Consider the following 21202-nt stretch of genomic DNA (forward strand, 5'->3'; position numbering starts at 1 on the left):
AAATGGAATTTCCGATTTTACTTGTAGTTATTATTGCGTTGGCGTTAATCTTTGATTATATCAATGGTTTCCATGATGCGGCCAACTCGATTGCAACTATCGTATCTACAAAAGTTTTAACTCCATTCCAGGCTGTACTTTGGGCAGCACTTTGGAACTTTGCAGCTTTCTTTATTGCTGCTTATATTATTGGAGAATTCAAAATTGGTAATACAATTGCCAAAACAGTTAACGAGAATTTTATCACGCTTGAAGTTATATTTTCCGGTTTGATGGCAGCTATTGCCTGGAACCTTCTGACTTGGTGGTTTGGAATTCCTTCCTCTTCATCACATACCTTAATCGGAGGATTCCTGGGAGCCGCTTTGATGCATGCTTTTATGATGGATTATCACGATGTAGCAGCAGCACAGCCAGGACTTGGATTCTGGGATACTGCGAAAGAAGCTCTTAACCAGGTTACCCATCAGAGCGTTGTGAAGTTTGATAAAGTAATTCCTATTTTCCTGTTCATTTTCATGGCACCAATCATAGGGATGATTATCTCGATCATTATTACGTTAATTATTGTTCACCTTTATAAAAGATCAAACCCACACAAAGCAGACCAGTCTTTTAAAAGACTACAGCTTGCTTCTTCGGCTTTATTCAGCTTAGGACACGGTTTGAATGATGCTCAGAAAGTAATGGGAATCATTGGAGCAGCTTTAATTTATTATCATGTCGAAATGCTTCATGATCCAGTCTATTTAAACATTCCTGCTGCTGGACGTTTTGATTACTTTGCACAGCATTATATCTGGGTTCCTTTAGTATCCTTTATTGCGATTGCATTAGGAACTATGAGCGGTGGTTGGAAGATCATCAAAACAATGGGAACAAAGATTACTAAAGTAACTTCATTAGAAGGAGTAAGTGCAGAAACTGCAGGAGCAATTACTTTATTTATCACAGACCACTTCGGTATTCCTGTATCTACAACACATACGATTACAGGTTCTATCATCGGGGTAGGATTAACGAAGAGAATTTCAGCAGTAAGATGGGGAATTACGGTAAGCTTACTTTGGGCTTGGGTATTAACCATTCCGATTTCAGCTTTAGTAGCTGGTATCACTTATCTTATTGTAACTTTCTTGTCTTAAGATAAAAAATCACAATTATCATATAAACTTTGTCCGTTTGGGCAAAGTTTTTTGTTTTTGAAAGTTGATTTAAAAGAAATTTCGGGCATAGGCCTCAATTAGATTAAATTATGAAAATATTTGTTTTTTTATGCTTTTTAATGTTGCTATCTGCATGTGGAGAACCCGATTGCAATAATGTAAAACAAGCTTTCTATCCTGATGAATATAATTTGATTGTTGGAGCATCAAGTATAGATAACACATGGATTAAAATTACAGGCTATGATCCCATAACAAATAAAAAATCTAATATTATGGTTCATAATAATTGGATCGACGATTACAACGAAGTTGAAACGGGAGATACGATAATGAAGAGAGCAGGAAACTTGGAACTTGCCATTCATAAAAAAGATACTATTATCAGACATGATTGGTATTGTATAGGAAAGCCTTATAAGTAAGTTGAATGCTTATTTAAGCAATATTATCAATTGAAGTAAAAGAAATGCTCTCAGTTAAGTATGCTAGTTTCTTTTATGACAAAAAACTTTAACCATTTGCACAAAGTTTTTTGTTTTATAAAGCCTCGAAAAATCGTATTTTTGTTCAAATTATAAGATTTTATGGAATTTTTAGACAGATACCAGCAGATTGTTGGGGACGCCATCAATAAATACACTTTTAAAGATAAACCTACGGAGCTGTATGAGCCGATGAACTATATCATTTCCCACGGTGGAAAACGTCTTCGTCCCATTATGGTGCTGATGGCTTGTGATCTGTTCGGAGGAGACCTGAAGCAGGCAATAAAACCAGCTTTAGCCATCGAGTTTTTCCATAATTTTACCCTGATCCATGATGATATTATGGATGAGGCGCCTTTAAGAAGAAATAAGCCTACAATCCACACTTTGCACGGGATCAATGTAGGAATTCTTTCCGGAGATGGATTAATGCTTAAAGCCTATAAATTCTTTGAAGATCTAGAACCTGAAATTTTTAAAGCGTGCATCAGAATCTTTACCCATACAGGACTTCTATTGTGTGAAGGACAACAATATGATATCAATTTCGAAACCCAGGAAAATGTAACTTTTGATGATTACATCAGAATGATTACTTATAAAACGGGAGTATTGAGTGCTTCTTCTTTTGAGATCGGAGCATTGATTGCTAAAGCAGATTTTAAAGATGCAAAAGCGATCTTCAATTTCGGAAAACACATCGGAATTGCATTCCAGATTATGGATGATTATCTTGATGTATTTGGAGATCAGGCGCAGTTTGGTAAAAAACATGCCGGAGATATCTATGAGAACAAGAAAACAGTTCTTTATCTGTTGGCAAGAGAACATGCTACAGAAGAAGAAAGAAAAGAACTGGATTACTGGTATTCTAAAAAGACTGATAATATTGATAAGATCTACGGGGTTGAAAAGATCTTCAGAAGAACAAAAGTGGATGAAAAAGCCCTTCGTCTGATCGAAAAACATAACGAGATCGGACAAAGCTATCTTCAGAAAATTGATATTCCTGAAGAAAAGAAAAAGCCGTTCATTGAGTTGGCAAATTACTTATTAAGAAGAGAAAGCTAAATAAGGTTGCAGATAATAGGTAGCAGGTAGTCGAATTACCTGTTTCCTATTACCTGCCAGCTAAAATCTATACAATGAAATTCAGAACAGAAGTTGATATTCCGAAATCAGAGAAAAAGATAGAGATTGAAGACAGGATATTCTCCATTGGGTCCTGCTTTGCCTCTGAAATGACGGAACTACTGAAGGATGGACAGCTTCAGACATTGAATAACCATTTTGGAACAATTTTTAATCCCTTTTCCATCAATAATGCGGTAAAAAGGCTTCATGATTCAGAATTTTATATAGAAGATGAACTGATTATCTATAATGAAGAATATATCTCTTTAGATCATCATACCAGTTTTGATACAAGGTATATTCATCAGACTTTAGACAAGATCAATAATGCCATTGAGACAGGAAACGCCTTCCTTCAGGAAGCAGACTGGATCATCATTACGTATGGATCTTCTTTCATCTATGAATTCCTTCCCAAACAAAAGCTTGTGGCTAACTGCCATAAAATTCCGCAGAAGTTTTTTGAGAAAAGGTTATTATCTCATCAGGAACTTACAGGTTCCATTTACAATACTATTCTGGAACTTAAAGATATCTGCAAAGAAGGAGTTCAGATCTTATTTTCCGTTTCTCCCGTAAGGCATACCAAGGACGGGATGGTGGAGAATCAACTGAGTAAATCTAAGTTAATTACTGCCATTCATGAATCAATATCCATGTTTGAGGACTGTCATTATCTGCCTGTTTACGAAATTTTGATGGATGACCTCCGGGATTACCGCTTTTATAAAGAAGATATGATCCATCCGAGCAGCCAAGCCGTTAATTATATTTTTGATAAGTTCGGAGATTCTTATTTCTCAGAAGATACCAAAGATTTTATAAAAGAAAACTTTAAGATCATGAGAGCACTGGAGCATAGAACCAATGATGTGAAAGATCCTAAGTTTATTGAATTCAGAGAGAAGCTGGATAAGAGAATTGAAAATCAACGAAAAAAAGTAAAACATACTATATTCAAATGATTGATTTTACAAAGATTGACTATTTGAAAACAGGAAATGACAAACAAAGAAGGGTATATGCACTTCTTACAAAACACCGTATTTTTGAAAAACTAAAAGAATATTCCCCAATTTTAGCAGGGACCATTCCTATTGAAATTGATACAGAAGAAAGTGATTTGGACCTCATTTTTGAGGTAGACTTAAGGTTTGAGGAAGATTTTCTGGATGATTTAATGTTTAGTCGGTTTATTCCTTATGATGTAGAGGTGAAATACCCCATTGTAAATGGTGAAAAGTCCATTACATTAAATTTTATACTGGATGGGTTTCCCATTGAGATTTTCGGACAGAATAAACCTACGATTCAGCAAAATGCTTATCTTCATATGATTGCTGAACACAAAATATTACAGGAAAAAGGAGAAGAATTTAAACAAAAAATAATAGAGCTTAAAAAACAGGGAATAAAGACAGAACCGGCTTTCGGAATATTACTCGGCCTTGAAAACCCTTATGAAGATCTATTAAAATTGTAAATAAAATGATTGATACACATACCCATTTATACGCAGAAGAATTTGATGAAGATAGAAAAGAAGCTATTCAGAGAGCTTTAGATAAAGGAATCACAGAGTTTTATCTCCCGGCTATTGATTCCGAATCCCATGAGAAAATGTTGAAGCTGGAAACTGAATATCCAGGACAAATTTTTTCAATGATGGGACTTCATCCTTGTTATGTAAAACCGGAATCCTGGGAAAAAGAATTAGAGATCGTTAAGAATTATCTCGATCAAAGGCATTTTCCTGCAATAGGGGAGATTGGGATTGATTTGTATTGGGATAAAACAACTTTGGATATTCAGGTAAAAGCTTTTGAACAACAGATTGATTGGGCCATAGAAAAGAACCTGCCAATTGTGATCCATACCAGAGAAAGTTTTGATGAAACGTTTGAAGTGTTGGAAAGAAAAAAACATCCTAAATTAAGAGGAATCTTCCATTGTTTCTCTGGAAATCTGGAACAGGCCCAGCATGCCATCGATCTGAATTTCATTTTAGGAATCGGTGGAGTAGTAACTTTTAAAAACGGGAAAATAGATCAGTTTCTGAGTGAAATTCCTTTGGATAAAATCGTATTGGAGACAGATTCTCCTTATTTAGCTCCGGTTCCACACAGGGGAAAGAGAAACGAAAGCTCATATCTTGATCTGGTCGCTGGAAAAATGGTGAATATTTATGGTAAAGACTTTTCTGAGATAGATAGGGTTACAACTGAAAATGCAAAGAAAATATTTGTAAACGGTTAAATAAAAAAACAAACCCTCTCATTTTTGAGAGGGTTTGTTTTTTATTTTTTTCTGGTGAAATTCTTATTCTTAGGCTTTTTAAATCCAGTAGAAGGAGTTTCTGAAGGCTTCGGCTTCTTTTTATTTCTATTATTATTGGGTCTGGAGCTGTTATTAGGTCTTTGTGGTCTTTCACCACCTGCAGCAACAGGTTTGTTATTAGAATCTCTTTTCTGTGCTACAAGATCATCCGTATGGAATGGGTGGTTCTTGATAACAGGAATTTTCTTTCCGATCAGTTTTTCTGTATTTTTCAGATTAAGAAGATCCAGCCCGTCTACAAAAGAAATAGAAGTTCCTTCTGCTCCGGCTCTACCAGTTCTACCAATTCTGTGTACATACGTTTCAGAAACATCAGAGAGTTCAAAATTGATAACGAATTTCAGCTCATCAATATCAATTCCTCTTGCAGCAATATCAGTAGCTACCAGAACTCTTGTTTTCCCAGATTTAAAATTATTAAGGGCATTCTGTCTTGCATTTTGAGATTTATTCCCGTGAATCGCTTCTGCAGAGATATTGTCTTTTTGAAGCTTTCGGGCAATCTTATCTGCACCATGCTTTGTTCTGGCGAATACCAATACAGAATCTGAAATATCACTCTGAAGAATATGAGATAAAAGATTCAGCTTGTTCTCCTTTTCTACAAAATAAACAGATTGTTGAATCGTATCTGCTGTAGAAGAGACAGGTGTAACTTCTACCTTCACAGGATTATTTAATATTGAATTAGCTAGTTTCTGAATTTCTCCCGGCATTGTGGCAGAGAAGAATAAGGTTTGTCTTTTTTGTGGTAACAGCTTGATGATTCTTTTTACATCATGTACAAATCCCATATCCAGCATTCTATCTGCTTCATCAAGAACAAATATTTCAAGATTTTTTAAGCTGATAATGCCCTGTGCAATGAAGTCAAGAAGTCTTCCGGGAGTAGCGACCAAAATATCAACCCCTTTTTTTATAGCAGCTTCTTGGTTACCTTGTTTTACTCCTCCGAAAATAACAAGTTCCTTCAGCGGAAGATATTTACCGTAAGCATGAATGTTTTCCTCAATCTGAATCGCCAATTCTCTAGTAGGCGTAAGGATTAAGGCTTTTATATTTTTGTTCGGTATTTTATTTTTAGATAGATTCTGTAAAATAGGAATTGCAAACGCTGCTGTTTTTCCTGTTCCTGTCTGTGCACAGCCTAAAAAGTCTTTGCCTTGTAAAATTTCAGGGATAGATCTTTCCTGAATGGGGGTTGGAGTTGTATATCCTTGTTCCTTGATTGCCTTAGCAATAGGTTCTATTAAGTTTAAGTCTGTAAAATTCAAATGAATTATTTTAAAATTTAAATAAAAATTCCTTCTGTCTGAAAGAATTACATTTTGCAAAGGTAGGTTAAAAATTTAAGAACTTAATAAATTCGGTTTGATAGGTAGATCGTTATAAGTAAGGAAAGGGAGACTTGAATATTTTTTAATTAAATATTTTAAGATTATTTCGAAATTGATGGCTGGAAGGCTTGTAAAAAACAATTCCTTTTTAAATCTAAAAAGGAATTGTTTTTCTGAATATAACTTAGATATTTTATTTTACCTTGGTCCATTGTTGGTTCTTTCTCAGATTCTCAAAAAAATGATAGACTTCTGAAAGCTTTTCACTTCCTCGTTTTCCATAGTCTTCCACATTCTTTGATGTACCATCCGCAAAGTTGATTCTTAAATAAGAGGTAGGCAAATCTGTAATATTTTTTTCTCCGTATTTATCTTTTAAATTCTTTACCTCTAAACCATCCAGTAAACTGATAAGCTTATTATAATCCTCTTCCTTAATAGTTCCTTTAAAAGTTCCTTCGCGGGGTTTAGAAAATTCGTCTTTTGAAGGTTTATCGGAAAAATTAAAGTGCTCCGCTTCAAAAATAGCCGTTCTATCCGGATTGATGGTCATTGTAAATACAGGGCAGAATCCGAAACATGGAGTGGCCTGGTATTCTATCTTAGAATATTTTGAATTTACTTTCTGAGAAGTACAGGAAAATAAAAATATAAAAGCACAAAGGCTTAGTACATATTTCATAGTTGACAATTTTATAGACACTCTTTCAATAATTGTTCCAAAGAGTTTTATGGTATCTTTTCCCAGTCCTGATTAAATCTTAGGTTGAACAAGATTTTATAAAGTTTTTTAAGCCCATAAGTTCCTACTAATCCGTAGTCCTCAATCTTCTTTATTTTTCCAGTATTGTAGACAATCGTAAGAGTAGAGGAAGGATTATCAGTTGCAGAGATTGAATAACTGTTATTGAGGTTTGGAAAGTCAATATAATTCAATAGCTCTTCAATAGCAGCAAAATCTGAAGGCTTTATCTGGCTTTTAAAAACTCCTTCATTTTTACCTTTATTTAAATTTCCGATTGCATTAGCGGCGGCAACTTGATCATTATCATCTATGAAGTTAAAAGCAAGTGCTGTGAATGTAGAAAACTTATTTTTATGGAGTTCCAATTCAAATATAGGGCAAGTTCCGTAACATGGCCCTGCTTTATAAGAAATCTGTTTAACAGAATACGTTTTCGGTTTGGGATTGTATTCTATGAAATCATCAAATTTATAGGTTAGAATTTTAGATAACATTTTTTCGGGTGTATTAGAAAACATACTGTTATCTTTATAGTAGATGTTAATATAATCCATTCCATCAATTTTGATGACTTTGGGAATAGTAAAATCACGATAACGGCGCATCACATCTTTAAGTACATATCCTGATGCCAAATCGAAGATTACCTTCACACTGGTATTACAGGAAGTCTCTTTTTTTTGGCCCATGGAAGTTTGTATACAGCTTTTATTATCACCTATAAAAAGGAGGTCGGTCCTGCCATCATGATTGAAATCCCCTTTGTAAAAACTTTTGTTGACCCCTAAGATTTTTGCTTTTTTCTTAATTTTTTGAGAAATAATTTCATTGTCAAAATCTTTAATTGTTTTCAACGTAAATTCAGAGAGAAAATCATCTTTGCTTTTGGAACAAGATCTTATAAAAGACTCAACCTCGGGGATTGTCCCGAGGCTGTCTATTTTTGAAGGATTACTTTGTGAGAAGTAATATTGATGAATTACAAAAAGTAAAACTGTAATTATTTTCTTATCCATGCAGTTGTTTCCAAATAGCATCTTTTAGTTCTACAAGACCTTCTCCGGTAACTCCGGAAAAGAATAGAGGTTGTTTATTCTCTGGGAACTCGGCAGAAATTTCTTTTTTCAGTTCATCATCCAAAAGATCGGATTTTGAAATCGAAACAATGAAATCTTTATCTAAAAGTTCATGATTATATTCCTTCAATTCATTTTCCAGAATCTTAAATTCCTGGAAATGATCTTCAGAATCTGCAGGAATTAAAAACAATAGGATAGAGTTTCTTTCAATATGTCTAAGGAATCTGTGTCCTAATCCTTTTCCTTCTGCTGCTCCTTCAATGATTCCAGGAATATCAGCCATTACAAAAGATTTGTAATTTCTGTAATCCACGATTCCTAGGTTAGGAGTTAGAGTGGTAAAGGCATAGTTGGCAATCTTAGGTTTTGCCGCAGAAACAGAAGCTAGGAGTGTAGATTTTCCGGCATTTGGAAAGCCAACCAATCCTACATCGGCTAAAATTTTAAGCTCAAAGACAATGTATCCTTCCTGCCCATCCATTCCGGGTTGAGCATATCTTGGAGTTTGATTGGTAGAAGATTTGAAGAATTCGTTTCCTCTTCCCCCTTTTCCTCCTTCCATCAAGATAATTTCCTGCTTGTCTTCAAGGATTTCACCGATAATTTCTCCTTCTTCATTTTTAGCGATCGTTCCAATAGGAACATCGATATAAATATCAGAACCGTCAGCACCGGTAAGCTGGTTTTTTGCTCCGTTTTCACCACGTTCTGCTTTAATGTGACGGGTGTATCGAAGCGGAAGTAAAGTCCATTCCTGAGCATTTCCCCTCATAATGACGTGTCCACCACGACCTCCGTCACCTCCATCAGGGCCACCTTTAGGAATATATTTTTCACGGCGAAGATGGGCAGAACCAGCACCTCCGTGTCCGCTTTTACAATGGATCTTTACGTAATCTACAAAGTTAGACATATAGTATTTGTTACGAGTTGCGAGCTACGGGACGAAAATACGTATCCCGTATCCCGAACCTCGATTATTTAATTTTTTCTACCTCAGCGAAAAGTTTTTGAGCAATCTCATCAATTTCTCCTACACCGTTTACTTCAACATATTTTCCTTGTTGTTTGTAAAGCTCTGCTACTTCTGCTGTTTTAGTATAATATTCTTTAATTCTGTTTTCGATGATCTCTACATTGCTGTCGTCTGATCTACCGCTGGTTTCTCCTCTTTTCAGAAGTCTTTCCACCAAAATTTTATCTTCTACGATTAATGAAAGACAAATGTCGATCTCATCATTAAGCTCTTCTTTAACGATTTTTTCCAATGCTTCTGTCTGAGCAGTTGTTCTTGGATAACCATCAAAGATAAAACCGTTAGTATCAGTAGGTTTTCTGATCTCATCAATCAGCATATCTGTTGTTACCTGATCCGGAACCAATTCTCCCTTATCGATGTAAGACTTAGCCAGTTTTCCTAGTTCAGTGTCGTTTTTCATATTGTATCTGAAAAGATCACCTGTTGAAATCTGCTTTAGATTAAATTTCTCGATTAGATTCTGAGCTTGTGTTCCTTTTCCACTTCCTGGAGGGCCGAACAGAACAATGTTTATCATAATGTTGTTTCGCTTCCAGCAATGAGCACCTGCTTCTTGCTTTTAGCTTTATTTAGTTAATATTTTACTTTATTTCGATTGAATATTTAAAGCTAAAAGCCAAGTAGCTAATAGCTATAGGCATTTAATGATTGATTTGTCCGTCTTCTAATTGGTACAAATTAGGTAGGTTTCTTCCTAATTCATCGTAGTCCAATCCATAACCAAGAACAAATTTATTTGGAATTTCCTTTCCAATATAATCCAATTTGAAATCCTTCTTGTAAATCTCAGGCTTCAGTAAGAAACTTGCCAGTTTTACAGATTTAGGACGCTGTGTTTCCTGGAAGTATTTGAAAAGACTTTCAACCGTATTTCCTGTATCAACAATGTCTTCTACAAGAATGATGTGACGGTCTTTTACATCTTTTGTAAGTTCCATTTTCTGATAAACAATCCCTGTAGATTCAGTTCCCACATAAGAACTCATTTGAAGAAACGCAATTTCGCATTCCCCAGGATAATATTTTAAAAGATCTGAGAAGAACATGATAACTCCATTCAAAACACCAATGAAAACAGGAACTTCGTCTTTGTAATCTTCATAAATTCTTAATGCTGTCTCTTTTACAATTTCCTGAATTTCGGCATCCTTTAAATAAGGAACGAAAGTTTTGTCGTGAACTTTAATACTTTCCATAAAAAATTTTAGTAGTTGGCAAAGTTACGGATTTTAGATTTTTCATTAAAATCTTTTTGTGTTTAATCGTAGATTTGTACTATATTTGTTCTCTCAAAACCCATAAATACAGACATGTAGGATATAATTTCTTTCAGATTCAACGAAACGGTAACTAACGAGTTGCCGGTGTTTAACCTTTATTAAGAAAGAAATCATGATTTTACTGCAAAATATATCCTTTGGGTTTCCGGGAGGAAATCTCCTTTTTAATCGTATCAATTTAACAATACCCTCTCATACCAAAACAGCTTTGGTAGGAAGTAACGGCATGGGGAAATCTACCCTGCTGAGGATCATAGCAAATGTAATACAACCCTTAGAGGGAACGATAAACGTTCAGGGCGAAATTTTCTATGTTCCCCAAATGTTCGGAAACTTTAATCATTTAACCATTGCACAATGCTTGAACATAGATCAGAAGCTTTTAGCACTTGAAAAAATTACGAGTGGGGAAGTAGATGAACGGTATTTTGAAACTCTGAATGACGATTGGGATATTGAAGAACGCTGCCAGAACGCATTACAATACTGGAATCTTCAAGATTTTGATTTAAACCAAAAACTAGAAGGTTTAAGCGGTGGGCAGAAGACTAAAGTTTTCCTTGCCGGAATTCAGATCAATCAGCCTGATATCATTATTTTGGATGAACCTACGAATCACCTTGATTTAGAGGGACGAAAGCTGCTATATGATCTTATTGAAAAAGTAAATGCCACTGTTTTAATGGTGAGCCATGACAGAATATTGCTGAACCTTGTAGATACAATTTTTGAATTAAGCAATCAGGGAATAGCTTCCTATGGTGGCAATTATGATTTCTACACAGAACAAAAAGAAGTGGAAGAGGAGGCTTTACAAAATGATATTCACGCTAAGGAACGTGCCTTAAAAAAAGCTAAAGAGAAAGAACGTGAAACCATAGAACGCAAACAGAAACTGGATGCCCGCGGAAAACAGAAACAAGAAAAATCCGGAGTCGCCAGAATTATGATGAATACACTTCGGAACAATGCGGAGAAAAATACCTCAAAATTGAAGAGTGTACATGCTGAAAAGATTACAGGTATTTCAGGAGACTTGAGGGAATTGCGCTCTTCTGTAAGGAATTCTGATCAGATGAAAGTTAATTTCAACGATTCCGGTTTGCATACAGGGAAAATTTTGATTACCGCTGAAAGTATTAATTTTAGCTATGCAGAAGAAAAGCTCTGGAAGGAAAATATGGATATTGAAGTACGAAGTGGAGACCGAATTTCAATTAAAGGTTCCAATGGCTCAGGGAAAACGACTCTCATCAAAATTTTATTGGGAAGTATACCGCCTTCTGTTGGAAATATTAACCGCGCTGAATTCAATAGTCTCTATATAGATCAAGAATATTCTCTGATTGATAATGATCTCACATTGTATGATTTTGTACAGACGTTCAATGATAGTGCTTTACAGGAATCGGAAGTGAAGACATTGCTTGCAAGATTTTTATTCAGTAAGGAAACCTGGGACAAGAAATGCGGAGTTTTAAGTGGTGGAGAGCGTTTGAGACTTCTCTTATGCGGACTTTCTGTCAGCAATAAAGCTCCAGATATGATCATCCTTGATGAACCTACCAATAACCTTGATTTGCAAAATGTAGAAATTCTGACCAATTCTATTAAAGATTATCAAGGAACGCTGATGGTGATCTCACATGATGAAGTTTTTCTGGAAGAGATTGGAATTGATAGGGAAGTCATTCTGGAATAAATTATTTCTCGCAGATTTCACAGATTTCGCAGATGTTTCTGTATAATTGAATCTGCTGAATCTGCGAGAGTTTATTAAATTAAGAATATTCGAAGCTTATTGATTCATCCTGTTTCTTTCCTCTTCATTTCCAAAATTTCTATCCTTAGATTTCAGATCATTATTCCCGAATCTGTAACTTAATGAAAGTCTGAACCCTCTTGTATAATTATTGTTTCTGAAATTGGTTTCAATACCATTGGATTGATAGGAGATCAAAGGTCTTTGTCTGTTCAGAAGATCAGTTCCGGTAAGAGATACAGAGAATTTTTTATCAAGGCACAGAACCTTTACTGTCACATCCAAAATATTCATTGTGGAAATATGGAAAATTTGGTATCTGCCCGGAAGTTGTAACCCATAATTGACACTCAGAGAAATTGTTTTTTTCTTATTCAGAGTAAAGTCATTATTACTATACAGATAAGCATTGTAGCCATCAATAGAAGCGGTGTAAGGAACTTTAGATTTTACATTCTGATAATTAACATTGAATCCTGAAAAGCTGTTCCACCATTTTACAGCACTGAAATTATAAGAGGTGGAAAAACCAATCTGGTAAGTGTTTGCATAATTTACAGGAGTATTCCTGGTCACATTGGTTTCCGGATTTAAAATAGATAATGCCTGACCGAAATCTGAAACTTTCGAATAATATAATGAAGAAGTCCATTTTTGCCCCTTGATATAAGAAAACTCAACATTGTCAATAATAGAAGGCTTCAGATAAGGGTTGCCTTCGGAATAATAAAAAGGACTTGAACGGACAACAAATGGATTCAGGTAATCAAAATCCGGACGTCTGATTCTTCTGTTGTAATTCAATGAAAAAGAATGGTTGTTGTTCATCGTATAAGTAAGATAAGCTGTTGGAAACAGTTTGATGTAATCATTTTTGTCAGTTTGATTACGGGTTTCTGAAAACCCGGTTGTTTGGGTTGCTTCAGCACGTAATCCAAGTTTAGCTTCCCAATGGCTATTAAATTTTCTGCTTAATGAAAAATATAAAGCCTCATTATATTCTTTATAAATGAAGGTATTGGATTGATCGGTATTAAGGACTGGAACACCGGTTTCTTTATTGTACGCTAAAAAATTATTATCAGTACGGGTAAAAGAAAAACGGCCGCCAAAATTAAAGTCTGCCCAGGAAAGTTTGGTTTCCAGATCTGCTTTTCCTGAATAATTACGGATTTTGTTCACGTTTGAGTTTAAAGCTGAAAAATAAGTCCCGGGAAGCACTTGCATTTTAGAATTAAGTTCACTTCCGTAGAAATCTCTTGCATCATCCTTTTTATATTCAAAAAAATCAAAATCTGTAGTAAGTACAGTTTTAGCACTGTCCATTTTTATGGTGTTAAACCAGTTCAAACTGTTAATGTTAGGTTTATTGGAAGATTGAGTGTCAGAAGAAATAAAAGAATCAGGTTGAGAAGTTTGATAATTAATTCTTGAAGTAAGCGGCGAACTTGAACCATTTTCTGTACTGAAACTTCCCAGGTATTTTAATCCGGTTGTCCATTGATCTGTAACTTTGTAATCAGCTCCTAAACTGATTCCCAGATTTTTATTTTTGCTGGCGCTCTGAGTATCCATAGCCCACAATTCATTTTGATAATAAGTATTGCTTTGGGAGCTTGATCGGGATTTTTGTTGTTCCATATACACGGAAGATTGTAGAGAAAGCTTTCCATGATTATAATTAAACATGCCCTGTACGCTGTTTGCTGCATAAAATCGTTGCGTATAATTGGTTCCCACACTCGCATTCCATGAATTGCTTTTGGCTGTTTTAAGTTTAATATTGATAATACCATTATTTCCTTCCGCTTCATATTTTGCTGGAGGAGAAGTGATCACCTCAATGCTTTTAATATTATCTGAAGGAATCGTTTTCAGAAAAGCGGCTACCTCGCTTGCGGGCATCTTTTGAAGACGGTCATCAATCATAATCAATACTTCACCTTTACCCACAATCGAAATTGTTTCATTTTGTACCCTTACCATCGGGGCAGATTTCAAAGCGTCCAATGCGTTGCCTCCTGTTGAAGCTGTAGAATTTTCAACATTATAAATCAGACGGTCTACCTTTCTTTCAATAATTTTTTTCTGTTTTTTTATAACAACAGTTTCTAAAGAAGTTTCATTGTTGGTTTCTTTTTCCTGTGCATTCATTGTATTGATGAATAGAAGAAGTATCGCTGGAAGAAGTAAAGTTTTCATAATCTTTGTCTTTGTTTTTCAGCAAAACTGCAGCTTTGAGCCAGCTGAAACCAATTTTATCGACGTTCCTCCCTATTTTGTCGACAAACCTGGAGCGGAGCTCTTTCATAAAAACCTATTTTTACAAAAAAATTATAACCGATATGGGAAAACTATATCTGAATAAAAAGACAGAGATTGGGCTGCACGTCTTATTTTGGCTGCTGATCTTATACTTTATGCTGATAGGGAAACCGCTTTCTTTTGAAATGCCGGAACTGGATTTGTTCCTTAAAACCTATGCTGTAGTCTTTGTACTCACCTTCTATTTTAATTATGTTGTGGTAATGCCAAGAATCTTCACAGATTTTAAATGGATAAAACTATTAGTAGGAATTATCATTACTTATCTGTTCTTTACATTAACTCGTTTTGTCATTGAACAGATTTTTACAGACTGGTGGCTGGGGCAGGTGAATTATACAAATCCGGTTTTAGGAAGTTATCTTTTCGACAATCTTGCGTATAGCAGCAGACCTATTATTTTTAGTTCATTTTTATGGTTAATTATCCATGTCATAAGGCTTTTAGAATATAATAAGGTTATTCTGGAAGAACAGAAAAATACGGAGATTAAATTTCTTAAAGCTCAGATCAATCCTCATTTTATTTTCAATACTTTAAATAATATCTATTCAATGGTTCACTTTCAATCACCGGAATCCCTTTCTGCTATTGAAAAACTGAGCAGCATCATGCGTTTTACTACCTATGAGGCACAGAAGGAGTATATTGCCTTGTCAGAAGAACTGGATTATATAAAAGCCTATATAGAACTGGAAGAATTAAGACATTATGAAAATAATATTGTAAAATGGCAGTCGGGAATTAAAGATGAAAAACAAAGGATAGCGCCCTACATTCTGTCGCCGTTGGTAGAAAATGCCTTGAAACATGGTGCATATTCAGAGCAAAACCCAATTGAGATCAATATATTTACAGACGACAAGCATTTGAATTTTGAAGTACTCAATGCGATAGGAAACAAAAAAACAGATAAATTAGGAGGTATTGGGCTGGATAACCTTAAAAACAGATTAGATATGCTGTATCATGACAAATATAAACTGGAAACCATCCAGCTTGACAATACATTTAAAGCATCCATACAAATTCAATTTTCATGAAACAAAAGATCAATTGTATTATCCTTGATGATGAACCCTTTGCAGTAAGGCTTTTGAATGATTATGCCTTAAAAACTGATCTGCTGAATATCATATATGCCGGCAGTGATGTATATGAAGTGATGAAATTGCTGGGTTCAGAAAATATAGATCTTATTTTTATTGACATTCAGATGCCTGAGCTTACAGGAATTGAAATGATGAAAATGTTTAATAAGAATCATAATTTTATTGTAACCACTGCATATGCTGAATATGCTTTGGAAGCTTTCGATTTTCATGTGGTGGATTTTTTGCTGAAGCCTATTACCTTCAATCGCTTTTATCAGGGAGTACAGAAATTTATACAATGGCAGCAGGCTTTTATTCCTGAACCACAAACAGAACACCTTTTTGTACGCGCAGACAGAAAATATTATAAAATTGCCTTTGATGAGGTGGTTTATATTGAAGGATTAAAAGATTATATCAGAATTCACACTATCAATGATAAAGTAATGGTATTGGAAAATATGAAAGATATTTTAGAGAAACTTCCGGAAAACAGATTTATGAGAATCCATCGGTCTTACATTATAGCAACTGATAAAATCAAAGTTATTGATGGAAACAGAATCCAGATGAGAAATATGGATTTTGTGACAGTAGGAGAAACCTACCGAAAACTTTTCTCAGAATGGATTGAAACCAGCAGATAATTCTGCCTTAAGCCTTTATATTATATAATTTTTTGATGATGTTGAATTCTCAATTTCAAGAAAAAATCAGGACAGATAACAAAATCACTATCCCTAAAATACAAGAATCTAAATTATCTCGCAGATTTTACAGATTACGCAGAATTTATACATAATCATCTGTGAAAATCCGTGTATTCTGTGGGAAAAAGACTATTGCATCGCCTCTATTTGCGAGAACCTATTTACAATGTCTTAACATCCAATCATAAATCTCACTCAGCACCTGCTCCCGTATTTCCTCATTCAAAATTTCATGGCGCATCTCCGGATAGATCTTTGTCTCCACATCCTGGAATCCATCAGCCTTTAAATTATTGACCGTCACCATCACCCCCTTACTGAAATCACCAATCGGATCATTCTGACCGCTTACAAACAGAAAAGGAAATGACGGAGAAATAGAAGAAGCCCAATTCCTTGAAGTCGCTCTTTTATAAACCGTAAATAGCGTATAAAAAGCATTGTTGGTAAAAGGAATTCCACACAATTCATCCTGTTCAAAAGCAGTTCTGTTTTTGGTGTTAATGCTGAGCCAGCTTGTATCACCAAAGTCTTTGTCCTTCTTAAAATGTTTATTATTGACCTTAGTAAACACAGAATTTAAAAAAGTATGATGTTTTGGAGCTATGACATTAGCCAAAGATAAATATCCTCTTAATAGGTCAATTCCCGGCAAAGGACCACCAGTTCCGGTAATAATGGCTCCTGTAAATTTTTTACTTGCCTTCTGAAGCAGACAACGCGTAATAAAAGATCCCATAGAATGCCCGATAATAAAATGCGGAACATCCGGATATTGTTCAGCAAGATGATCTGCCATCATTCCTGCATCGGCAATTAATCTCTCATCCGGTTTTTCAAGCTGGAAGAAGCCAATCTCATTTTTATCTTTTACAGATTTTCCATGTCCCAAATGGTCATACGTCAGCACTGCAATCCCGTGACTGGCAAAGAACTCTGCGATTTCTGTGTATCTTCCGCTGTGTTCCTGCATGCCGTGAACGATGAGCAGGGTGGCTTTTGCGGTTTGTGGAGTGAATAGAGTGTGAAACAGGTCTGACTCTTTGTTGAGGTTGGAGGGAAGGTATGCTGATTTTTGTGATGAATTCATAAGAATGTTTAAGTGGTAAGCTATTTTATTTTGATGTCAGGGAGTTTATAATTTCCAACAATTCCATTAAATATTATGATGAGACTTTGTTAGTGTTTTCAATTTTGGATGATGAGTATTTTATTGGAGATAAGATGGTAGAACAATTGATTGGTAATTGTTCTTAAGCTTTGTTAATCAAAACTTAAAAGTATCTATAAATCTAAATAACCAAAATATTCATTTGGTGGAATACTTAAATCTATAAAATTAAAATTTGGCTTTTGTCCTTCTTCTTGGAGAAGATTATAAATTTTAATACTCTCGGTGTCTGAAGACAAATAATAAATGGTATTTTTCTCTACATCTGCTTGAGAAAATAATTTTGAGTCATTTGGAATTATATTTCTTTCAGCTAGTTTTAATTTTCCTTTTTTTGTGAAAACTATTTTAGCAATTTCTCCTGTTTTAATAGCATGATTCAAATTAAATGGAAGAATAGCTAAATTTCTTAAAGGTAGTTCTGATATCGAACCTCCAACACAATATTCAGCAATTGAAATTGTTGAAATGTGCATTTTGATGTCATTGTTTAAAAAATATTTATAGTATTCCAAAGCATTTCTAAATAATGGATCTGCATCATTTAAAAACCTAATAAAGAAACTAGTGTCTAGTAAAACTCCATTAACTTTCATAGCTTCCTCTTATTTGTCTTAACCATTCATCAGGATTAATATTTGAAAGCCAAGATTGTTTTGCTTTATCTCTTAATTTTTTCAAATAATTTTCATCAAAAATGGGATTATAATCAATTAACTCAATGAATTCTAAATTTGTAAAATCAATTTCCCCGTTTTCTGAATGCTGATTACCTTTAGCTCTTATACCTAAAGATTTGTATAGAATATTTTCTTCTTGTTGTTCTAAGAATGAAATTGGAGTTTGAATTCTAACTGTTCCATATTCATCAGTCAATAAATGAATATTAGCTTTATCTTTACCTCCTGCATTAGTTATTTTTCCATAAAAATAAAATTCTGCTTCAGCCCAAATTGCTTCTGTTCTTTTAAAATCAGAGAATTTATCAATTCGAATACTATTAGACTCTTCAAGTGATGTCGTTATATCAAAAGCAAAATCTTTTTTCTTTGCTAAATCTTGAAGGTTTTCAATAGCTTTAGCTGTTGCTAAATCTAAATAATCAATAGTATTAGTCTGCGAAATTAAACCTAATATAGCATTAAAACTAACTATATATTGTATGCCGGTTTTAAAAATATTTCTAACAGATCCTTCTTTAATATCATAAGAAATTAAAGGCCTATTTTTTTTATCTCCAGAATATAACAAGTCATCAACATTGTTTAATATAGAAATTATTTCCTTGATATCAAAGTTATCAGGATTTATATCTACGTTTCCAATTTTTCCAGAAACTTTTATTTCTATTTGACCATGTTTTTCCACAAAACAAAAGTAAACAAATTTTTATTTCAAAAAATTATACGACATGACTTTATTATTTTTGGATTAAATAATTTTAATACCTTCAACCCTATGATTTTCACCCAATCCAAAAATAAATATCCCCTATAATTTGGCTGTCATTTTTTTTAAAAGTAATTTTGCACGAATCTTAAAACAAAAGTAAAATATGTCAACTTATGTAGTTGTAGGTCTTCAGTATGGAGATGAAGGTAAAGGTAAAATCACGGATGTTTTATCTGCAAAATCAGACTATGTAGTACGTTTCCAAGGAGGAGACAATGCTGGTCACACGGTTTATGTTGGTGATGAAAAATTCGTTCTGCACCTTCTTCCTTCAGGAGTTCTTCAATGCAAAGGGAAATGTATCATTGCAAACGGAGTAGTGGTAAACCCTAAGTCTTTTATTAAAGAAGTTGGTCAGATCGAGAGCAAAAACTTGAGAACAGACCACATTTTTATCAGCAGAAGAGCGCATGTCATCATGCCTTACCACATCCTTTTGGATACTTACCGTGAAGAGGAACACGGCGGAACTCAGATCGGAACAACCAAAAAAGGAATCGGACCTTGTTATGAAGATAAAATTGCAAGAGTAGGAATCAGAATGGTTGACCTATTAAACCCTGAGATTTTAAGAGATAAAATTGAGAAAAACTTAAAAGTTAAGAACTCTCTTTTTGAAAAATATTACGGAAAACCGGCGTTAGATGTTGAAGAAATTTATAATGAATATTTAGAAATCGGAAAACAGCTTCAGGATAGAATCGTTGATACTGAATTAGAATTAAACGAAGCAATCAGAGACGGTAAAAACGTTTTGTTTGAAGGAGCACAGGCATTGATGCTTGATATCGATTTCGGTACTTATCCATACGTAACTTCATCTTCTCCATCTACAGGAGGGGTGTGTTCAGGAGCAGGAGTTCCGCCAACATCACTTCAAAACTTGATCGGAGTTGCAAAAGCATACTGTACAAGAGTAGGTAACGGACCTTTCCCATCTGAATTAGACAATGAATTAGGTGAAAAGATCAGACAAATTGGTGGTGAGTTCGGGGCTACTACAGGTAGACCAAGAAGAACAGGTTGGTTAGACCTTGTTTCTTTAAAGCATGCTTGTATGATTAACGGGATCAATAACCTTGTAATTACTAAACTAGACGTTCTTACAGGAATTGAAAACCTTAAAATTGTTACGCATTATAAAACTGAAGACGGAAAAATTATCGATTATTTCACTTCGTCAACAGAAAAACTATACAACTATGAGCCAATCTACCAGGATTTACCAGGTTGGGCGGAAGATATCACAAAAGCTAGAAGCTATGACGAACTTCCTGATAACGCTCAGAAGTACATCGAGTTTATTGAAAAATATTTAGGAATCAATGTATACTTAGTTTCTGTAGGTCCTGAAAGAAGTCAGAACATCATCAGAAAAGAATTATTCTAATATTCTTAGAACATATAAAGAAAAGAGACTCTCAGATTTGATAGTCTCTTTTTTTTGTCTGAAAATGAGTGATCTTTCGTTTTATTTTAGCTTGCTTATACAACCATGTCAAGGTTTTAAACCTTGATATGGTTACACTGAGGTATTTACCTTTTTTGTTTGGCAACACCCATTTTCTAATCCTCTTTTATTAAATACTTACAATTTATAAGTGTAGGTTTAAATTGTAAAGGAATAATTTAGTTTTGAATTTTTGTATACTTTTGTTTTAAGACAAAAGCGTAAATGAAATAATGGAAGAAAATAAAATACCCCAGCGTTTTCTGGACAATATTGTAATTAGCTTATACTTTACCATTGCATATGCTGTTTTACTAAGTGTTTATTTAGCATTTCCAATAAATATCCGCAGTAATTTTCTGCTGATGCTATTTGTTGTGTGCAGTCTACTGTTCAGTATTGCTGCTATATATTTTGCTGCTAAAAGTTATAAGAAAGCAAAGATCAGCTCGGTTATTCTCATTGTGATCAATGCACTGGGGCTATTAATACCATTGATCATGTTACTGATGATTTTTATGTAATTCAACACTTCGATGGATTTTAGGTGTATATTTTCAATAGGTAAAATGTTAAATTTTAAACATTTTCATAAAATTTTATAATATTATGTTGTTTTGGTAAAATTCTGGC

Annotated in this window: 21 protein-coding genes; 11 read left to right on the forward strand and 10 right to left on the reverse strand. The window is 34.4% G+C overall.

All coding sequences use genetic code 11. The features are described from left to right. Window positions 1-2 precede the first annotated feature (2 nt). The 6 genes from AC3HD6_RS15185 (at window position 3) to AC3HD6_RS15210 (ending at window position 5044) form a co-directional block, all read left to right on the forward strand. Complete coding sequence (locus AC3HD6_RS15185) at window positions 3-1145, forward strand: inorganic phosphate transporter (protein ID WP_488897105.1); 1143 nt, start codon at window positions 3-5, stop codon at window positions 1143-1145. Window positions 1146-1285: 140 nt separating this feature from the next. After that, a complete protein-coding gene (locus tag AC3HD6_RS15190; RefSeq protein WP_082811081.1) occupies window positions 1286-1591 on the forward strand; it encodes a hypothetical protein in 306 nt (101 codons plus the stop codon). 162 nt (window positions 1592-1753) lie between these two features. Next, window positions 1754-2725: a polyprenyl synthetase family protein gene (locus AC3HD6_RS15195; protein WP_185245414.1), complete on the forward strand. Its 972-nt coding sequence runs from the start codon at window positions 1754-1756 to the stop codon at window positions 2723-2725. A 74-nt stretch (window positions 2726-2799) separates the two neighbouring features. After that, the gene (locus tag AC3HD6_RS15200; RefSeq protein WP_488897106.1) at window positions 2800-3753 is read left to right on the forward strand and encodes a GSCFA domain-containing protein; all 954 of its coding nucleotides are present in this window, start codon (window positions 2800-2802) and stop codon (window positions 3751-3753) included. Then, window positions 3750-4271 (forward strand): DUF4269 domain-containing protein, encoded by a 522-nt coding sequence (locus AC3HD6_RS15205; protein ID WP_488897107.1) that lies wholly within the window; start codon window positions 3750-3752, stop codon window positions 4269-4271. Before AC3HD6_RS15200 ends, AC3HD6_RS15205 begins: the two co-directional genes overlap by 4 nt. 5 nt (window positions 4272-4276) lie before the next feature. Then, window positions 4277-5044 (forward strand): TatD family hydrolase, encoded by a 768-nt coding sequence (locus AC3HD6_RS15210; protein WP_488897108.1) that lies wholly within the window; start codon window positions 4277-4279, stop codon window positions 5042-5044. 41 nt (window positions 5045-5085) lie between these two features. Here the strand turns inward: AC3HD6_RS15210 and AC3HD6_RS15215 are convergent, their stop codons facing one another. From AC3HD6_RS15215 to AC3HD6_RS15240, 6 genes are all read right to left on the reverse strand, one after another. After that, window positions 5086-6399: a DEAD/DEAH box helicase gene (locus AC3HD6_RS15215; RefSeq protein ID WP_488897109.1), complete on the reverse strand. Its 1314-nt coding sequence runs from the start codon at window positions 6397-6399 to the stop codon at window positions 5086-5088. 256 nt (window positions 6400-6655) lie between these two features. Beyond that, complete coding sequence (locus AC3HD6_RS15220; RefSeq protein ID WP_488897110.1) at window positions 6656-7144, reverse strand: DUF6438 domain-containing protein; 489 nt, start codon at window positions 7142-7144, stop codon at window positions 6656-6658. Window positions 7145-7191: 47 nt separating this feature from the next. Beyond that, window positions 7192-8223 (reverse strand): DUF6438 domain-containing protein, encoded by a 1032-nt coding sequence (locus AC3HD6_RS15225; protein ID WP_488897111.1) that lies wholly within the window; start codon window positions 8221-8223, stop codon window positions 7192-7194. Beyond that, the gene (obgE, locus tag AC3HD6_RS15230) at window positions 8216-9199 is read right to left on the reverse strand and encodes a GTPase ObgE (RefSeq protein WP_488897112.1); all 984 of its coding nucleotides are present in this window, start codon (window positions 9197-9199) and stop codon (window positions 8216-8218) included. Before obgE ends, AC3HD6_RS15225 begins: the two co-directional genes overlap by 8 nt. A 64-nt stretch (window positions 9200-9263) precedes the next feature. Then, window positions 9264-9842, reverse strand: coding sequence for an adenylate kinase (locus tag AC3HD6_RS15235; protein ID WP_066698685.1), 579 nt, complete (start codon window positions 9840-9842; stop codon window positions 9264-9266). A gap of 124 nt (window positions 9843-9966) precedes the next feature. After that, on the reverse strand, window positions 9967-10521 hold the full coding sequence (locus AC3HD6_RS15240; protein ID WP_045494079.1) for a phosphoribosyltransferase: 555 nt from the start codon (window positions 10519-10521) through the stop codon (window positions 9967-9969). 196 nt (window positions 10522-10717) lie between these two features. Between AC3HD6_RS15240 and AC3HD6_RS15245 the strand changes: the two genes are divergently transcribed. Continuing rightward, complete coding sequence (locus tag AC3HD6_RS15245; RefSeq protein ID WP_488897113.1) at window positions 10718-12307, forward strand: ABC-F family ATP-binding cassette domain-containing protein; 1590 nt, start codon at window positions 10718-10720, stop codon at window positions 12305-12307. Window positions 12308-12403: 96 nt separating this feature from the next. Here AC3HD6_RS15245 and AC3HD6_RS15250 read toward each other — a convergent pair whose 3' ends face one another. Further along, complete coding sequence (locus AC3HD6_RS15250) at window positions 12404-14569, reverse strand: TonB-dependent receptor domain-containing protein (protein ID WP_488897114.1); 2166 nt, start codon at window positions 14567-14569, stop codon at window positions 12404-12406. A gap of 143 nt (window positions 14570-14712) precedes the next feature. Between AC3HD6_RS15250 and AC3HD6_RS15255 the strand changes: the two genes are divergently transcribed. Next, the gene (locus tag AC3HD6_RS15255; RefSeq protein WP_488897115.1) at window positions 14713-15735 is read left to right on the forward strand and encodes a sensor histidine kinase; all 1023 of its coding nucleotides are present in this window, start codon (window positions 14713-14715) and stop codon (window positions 15733-15735) included. Further along, on the forward strand, window positions 15732-16433 hold the full coding sequence (locus AC3HD6_RS15260) for a LytR/AlgR family response regulator transcription factor (protein WP_488897116.1): 702 nt from the start codon (window positions 15732-15734) through the stop codon (window positions 16431-16433). The genes AC3HD6_RS15255 and AC3HD6_RS15260 overlap by 4 nt, the downstream gene beginning before the upstream one ends. Before the next feature lie 220 nt (window positions 16434-16653). On the opposite strand, the gene AC3HD6_RS15265 is transcribed toward AC3HD6_RS15260, so the two are convergent. From AC3HD6_RS15265 to AC3HD6_RS15275, 3 genes are all read right to left on the reverse strand, one after another. After that, complete coding sequence (locus AC3HD6_RS15265; protein WP_488897117.1) at window positions 16654-17586, reverse strand: alpha/beta fold hydrolase; 933 nt, start codon at window positions 17584-17586, stop codon at window positions 16654-16656. 194 nt (window positions 17587-17780) lie between these two features. Beyond that, window positions 17781-18263 (reverse strand): type II toxin-antitoxin system VapC family toxin, encoded by a 483-nt coding sequence (locus AC3HD6_RS15270; RefSeq protein ID WP_488897118.1) that lies wholly within the window; start codon window positions 18261-18263, stop codon window positions 17781-17783. Continuing rightward, window positions 18253-19035, reverse strand: coding sequence for a hypothetical protein (locus AC3HD6_RS15275; protein ID WP_068941634.1), 783 nt, complete (start codon window positions 19033-19035; stop codon window positions 18253-18255). Before AC3HD6_RS15275 ends, AC3HD6_RS15270 begins: the two co-directional genes overlap by 11 nt. Before the next feature lie 187 nt (window positions 19036-19222). Here AC3HD6_RS15275 and AC3HD6_RS15280 point away from each other — a divergent pair, with 187 nt between their 5' ends. Continuing rightward, window positions 19223-20509: an adenylosuccinate synthase gene (locus AC3HD6_RS15280; protein ID WP_488897119.1), complete on the forward strand. Its 1287-nt coding sequence runs from the start codon at window positions 19223-19225 to the stop codon at window positions 20507-20509. 293 nt (window positions 20510-20802) lie between these two features. Next, on the forward strand, window positions 20803-21093 hold the full coding sequence (locus tag AC3HD6_RS15285; protein ID WP_488897120.1) for a hypothetical protein: 291 nt from the start codon (window positions 20803-20805) through the stop codon (window positions 21091-21093). Window positions 21094-21202: the final 109 nt, after the last annotated feature.

Source organism: Chryseobacterium sp. II3a (genome assembly GCF_057815135.1).

Coding starts and splice junctions, on each gene's coding strand:
- AC3HD6_RS15185 (WP_488897105.1), top strand. CDS start 3: ATGGAATTTCCGATTTTACTTGTAGTTATTATTGCGTTGGCGTTAATC.
- AC3HD6_RS15190 (WP_082811081.1), top strand. CDS start 1,286: ATGTTGCTATCTGCATGTGGAGAACCCGATTGCAATAATGTAAAACAA.
- AC3HD6_RS15195 (WP_185245414.1), top strand. CDS start 1,754: ATGGAATTTTTAGACAGATACCAGCAGATTGTTGGGGACGCCATCAAT.
- AC3HD6_RS15200 (WP_488897106.1), top strand. CDS start 2,800: ATGAAATTCAGAACAGAAGTTGATATTCCGAAATCAGAGAAAAAGATA.
- AC3HD6_RS15205 (WP_488897107.1), top strand. CDS start 3,750: ATGATTGATTTTACAAAGATTGACTATTTGAAAACAGGAAATGACAAA.
- AC3HD6_RS15210 (WP_488897108.1), top strand. CDS start 4,277: ATGATTGATACACATACCCATTTATACGCAGAAGAATTTGATGAAGAT.
- AC3HD6_RS15220 (WP_488897110.1), bottom strand. CDS start 7,144: ATGAAATATGTACTAAGCCTTTGTGCTTTTATATTTTTATTTTCCTGT.
- AC3HD6_RS15225 (WP_488897111.1), bottom strand. CDS start 8,223: ATGGATAAGAAAATAATTACAGTTTTACTTTTTGTAATTCATCAATAT.
- obgE (WP_488897112.1), bottom strand. CDS start 9,199: ATGTCTAACTTTGTAGATTACGTAAAGATCCATTGTAAAAGCGGACAC.
- AC3HD6_RS15235 (WP_066698685.1), bottom strand. CDS start 9,842: ATGATAAACATTGTTCTGTTCGGCCCTCCAGGAAGTGGAAAAGGAACA.
- AC3HD6_RS15240 (WP_045494079.1), bottom strand. CDS start 10,521: ATGGAAAGTATTAAAGTTCACGACAAAACTTTCGTTCCTTATTTAAAG.
- AC3HD6_RS15245 (WP_488897113.1), top strand. CDS start 10,718: ATGATTTTACTGCAAAATATATCCTTTGGGTTTCCGGGAGGAAATCTC.
- AC3HD6_RS15250 (WP_488897114.1), bottom strand. CDS start 14,569: ATGAAAACTTTACTTCTTCCAGCGATACTTCTTCTATTCATCAATACA.
- AC3HD6_RS15255 (WP_488897115.1), top strand. CDS start 14,713: ATGGGAAAACTATATCTGAATAAAAAGACAGAGATTGGGCTGCACGTC.
- AC3HD6_RS15260 (WP_488897116.1), top strand. CDS start 15,732: ATGAAACAAAAGATCAATTGTATTATCCTTGATGATGAACCCTTTGCA.
- AC3HD6_RS15265 (WP_488897117.1), bottom strand. CDS start 17,586: ATGAATTCATCACAAAAATCAGCATACCTTCCCTCCAACCTCAACAAA.
- AC3HD6_RS15270 (WP_488897118.1), bottom strand. CDS start 18,263: ATGAAAGTTAATGGAGTTTTACTAGACACTAGTTTCTTTATTAGGTTT.
- AC3HD6_RS15280 (WP_488897119.1), top strand. CDS start 19,223: ATGTCAACTTATGTAGTTGTAGGTCTTCAGTATGGAGATGAAGGTAAA.
- AC3HD6_RS15285 (WP_488897120.1), top strand. CDS start 20,803: ATGGAAGAAAATAAAATACCCCAGCGTTTTCTGGACAATATTGTAATT.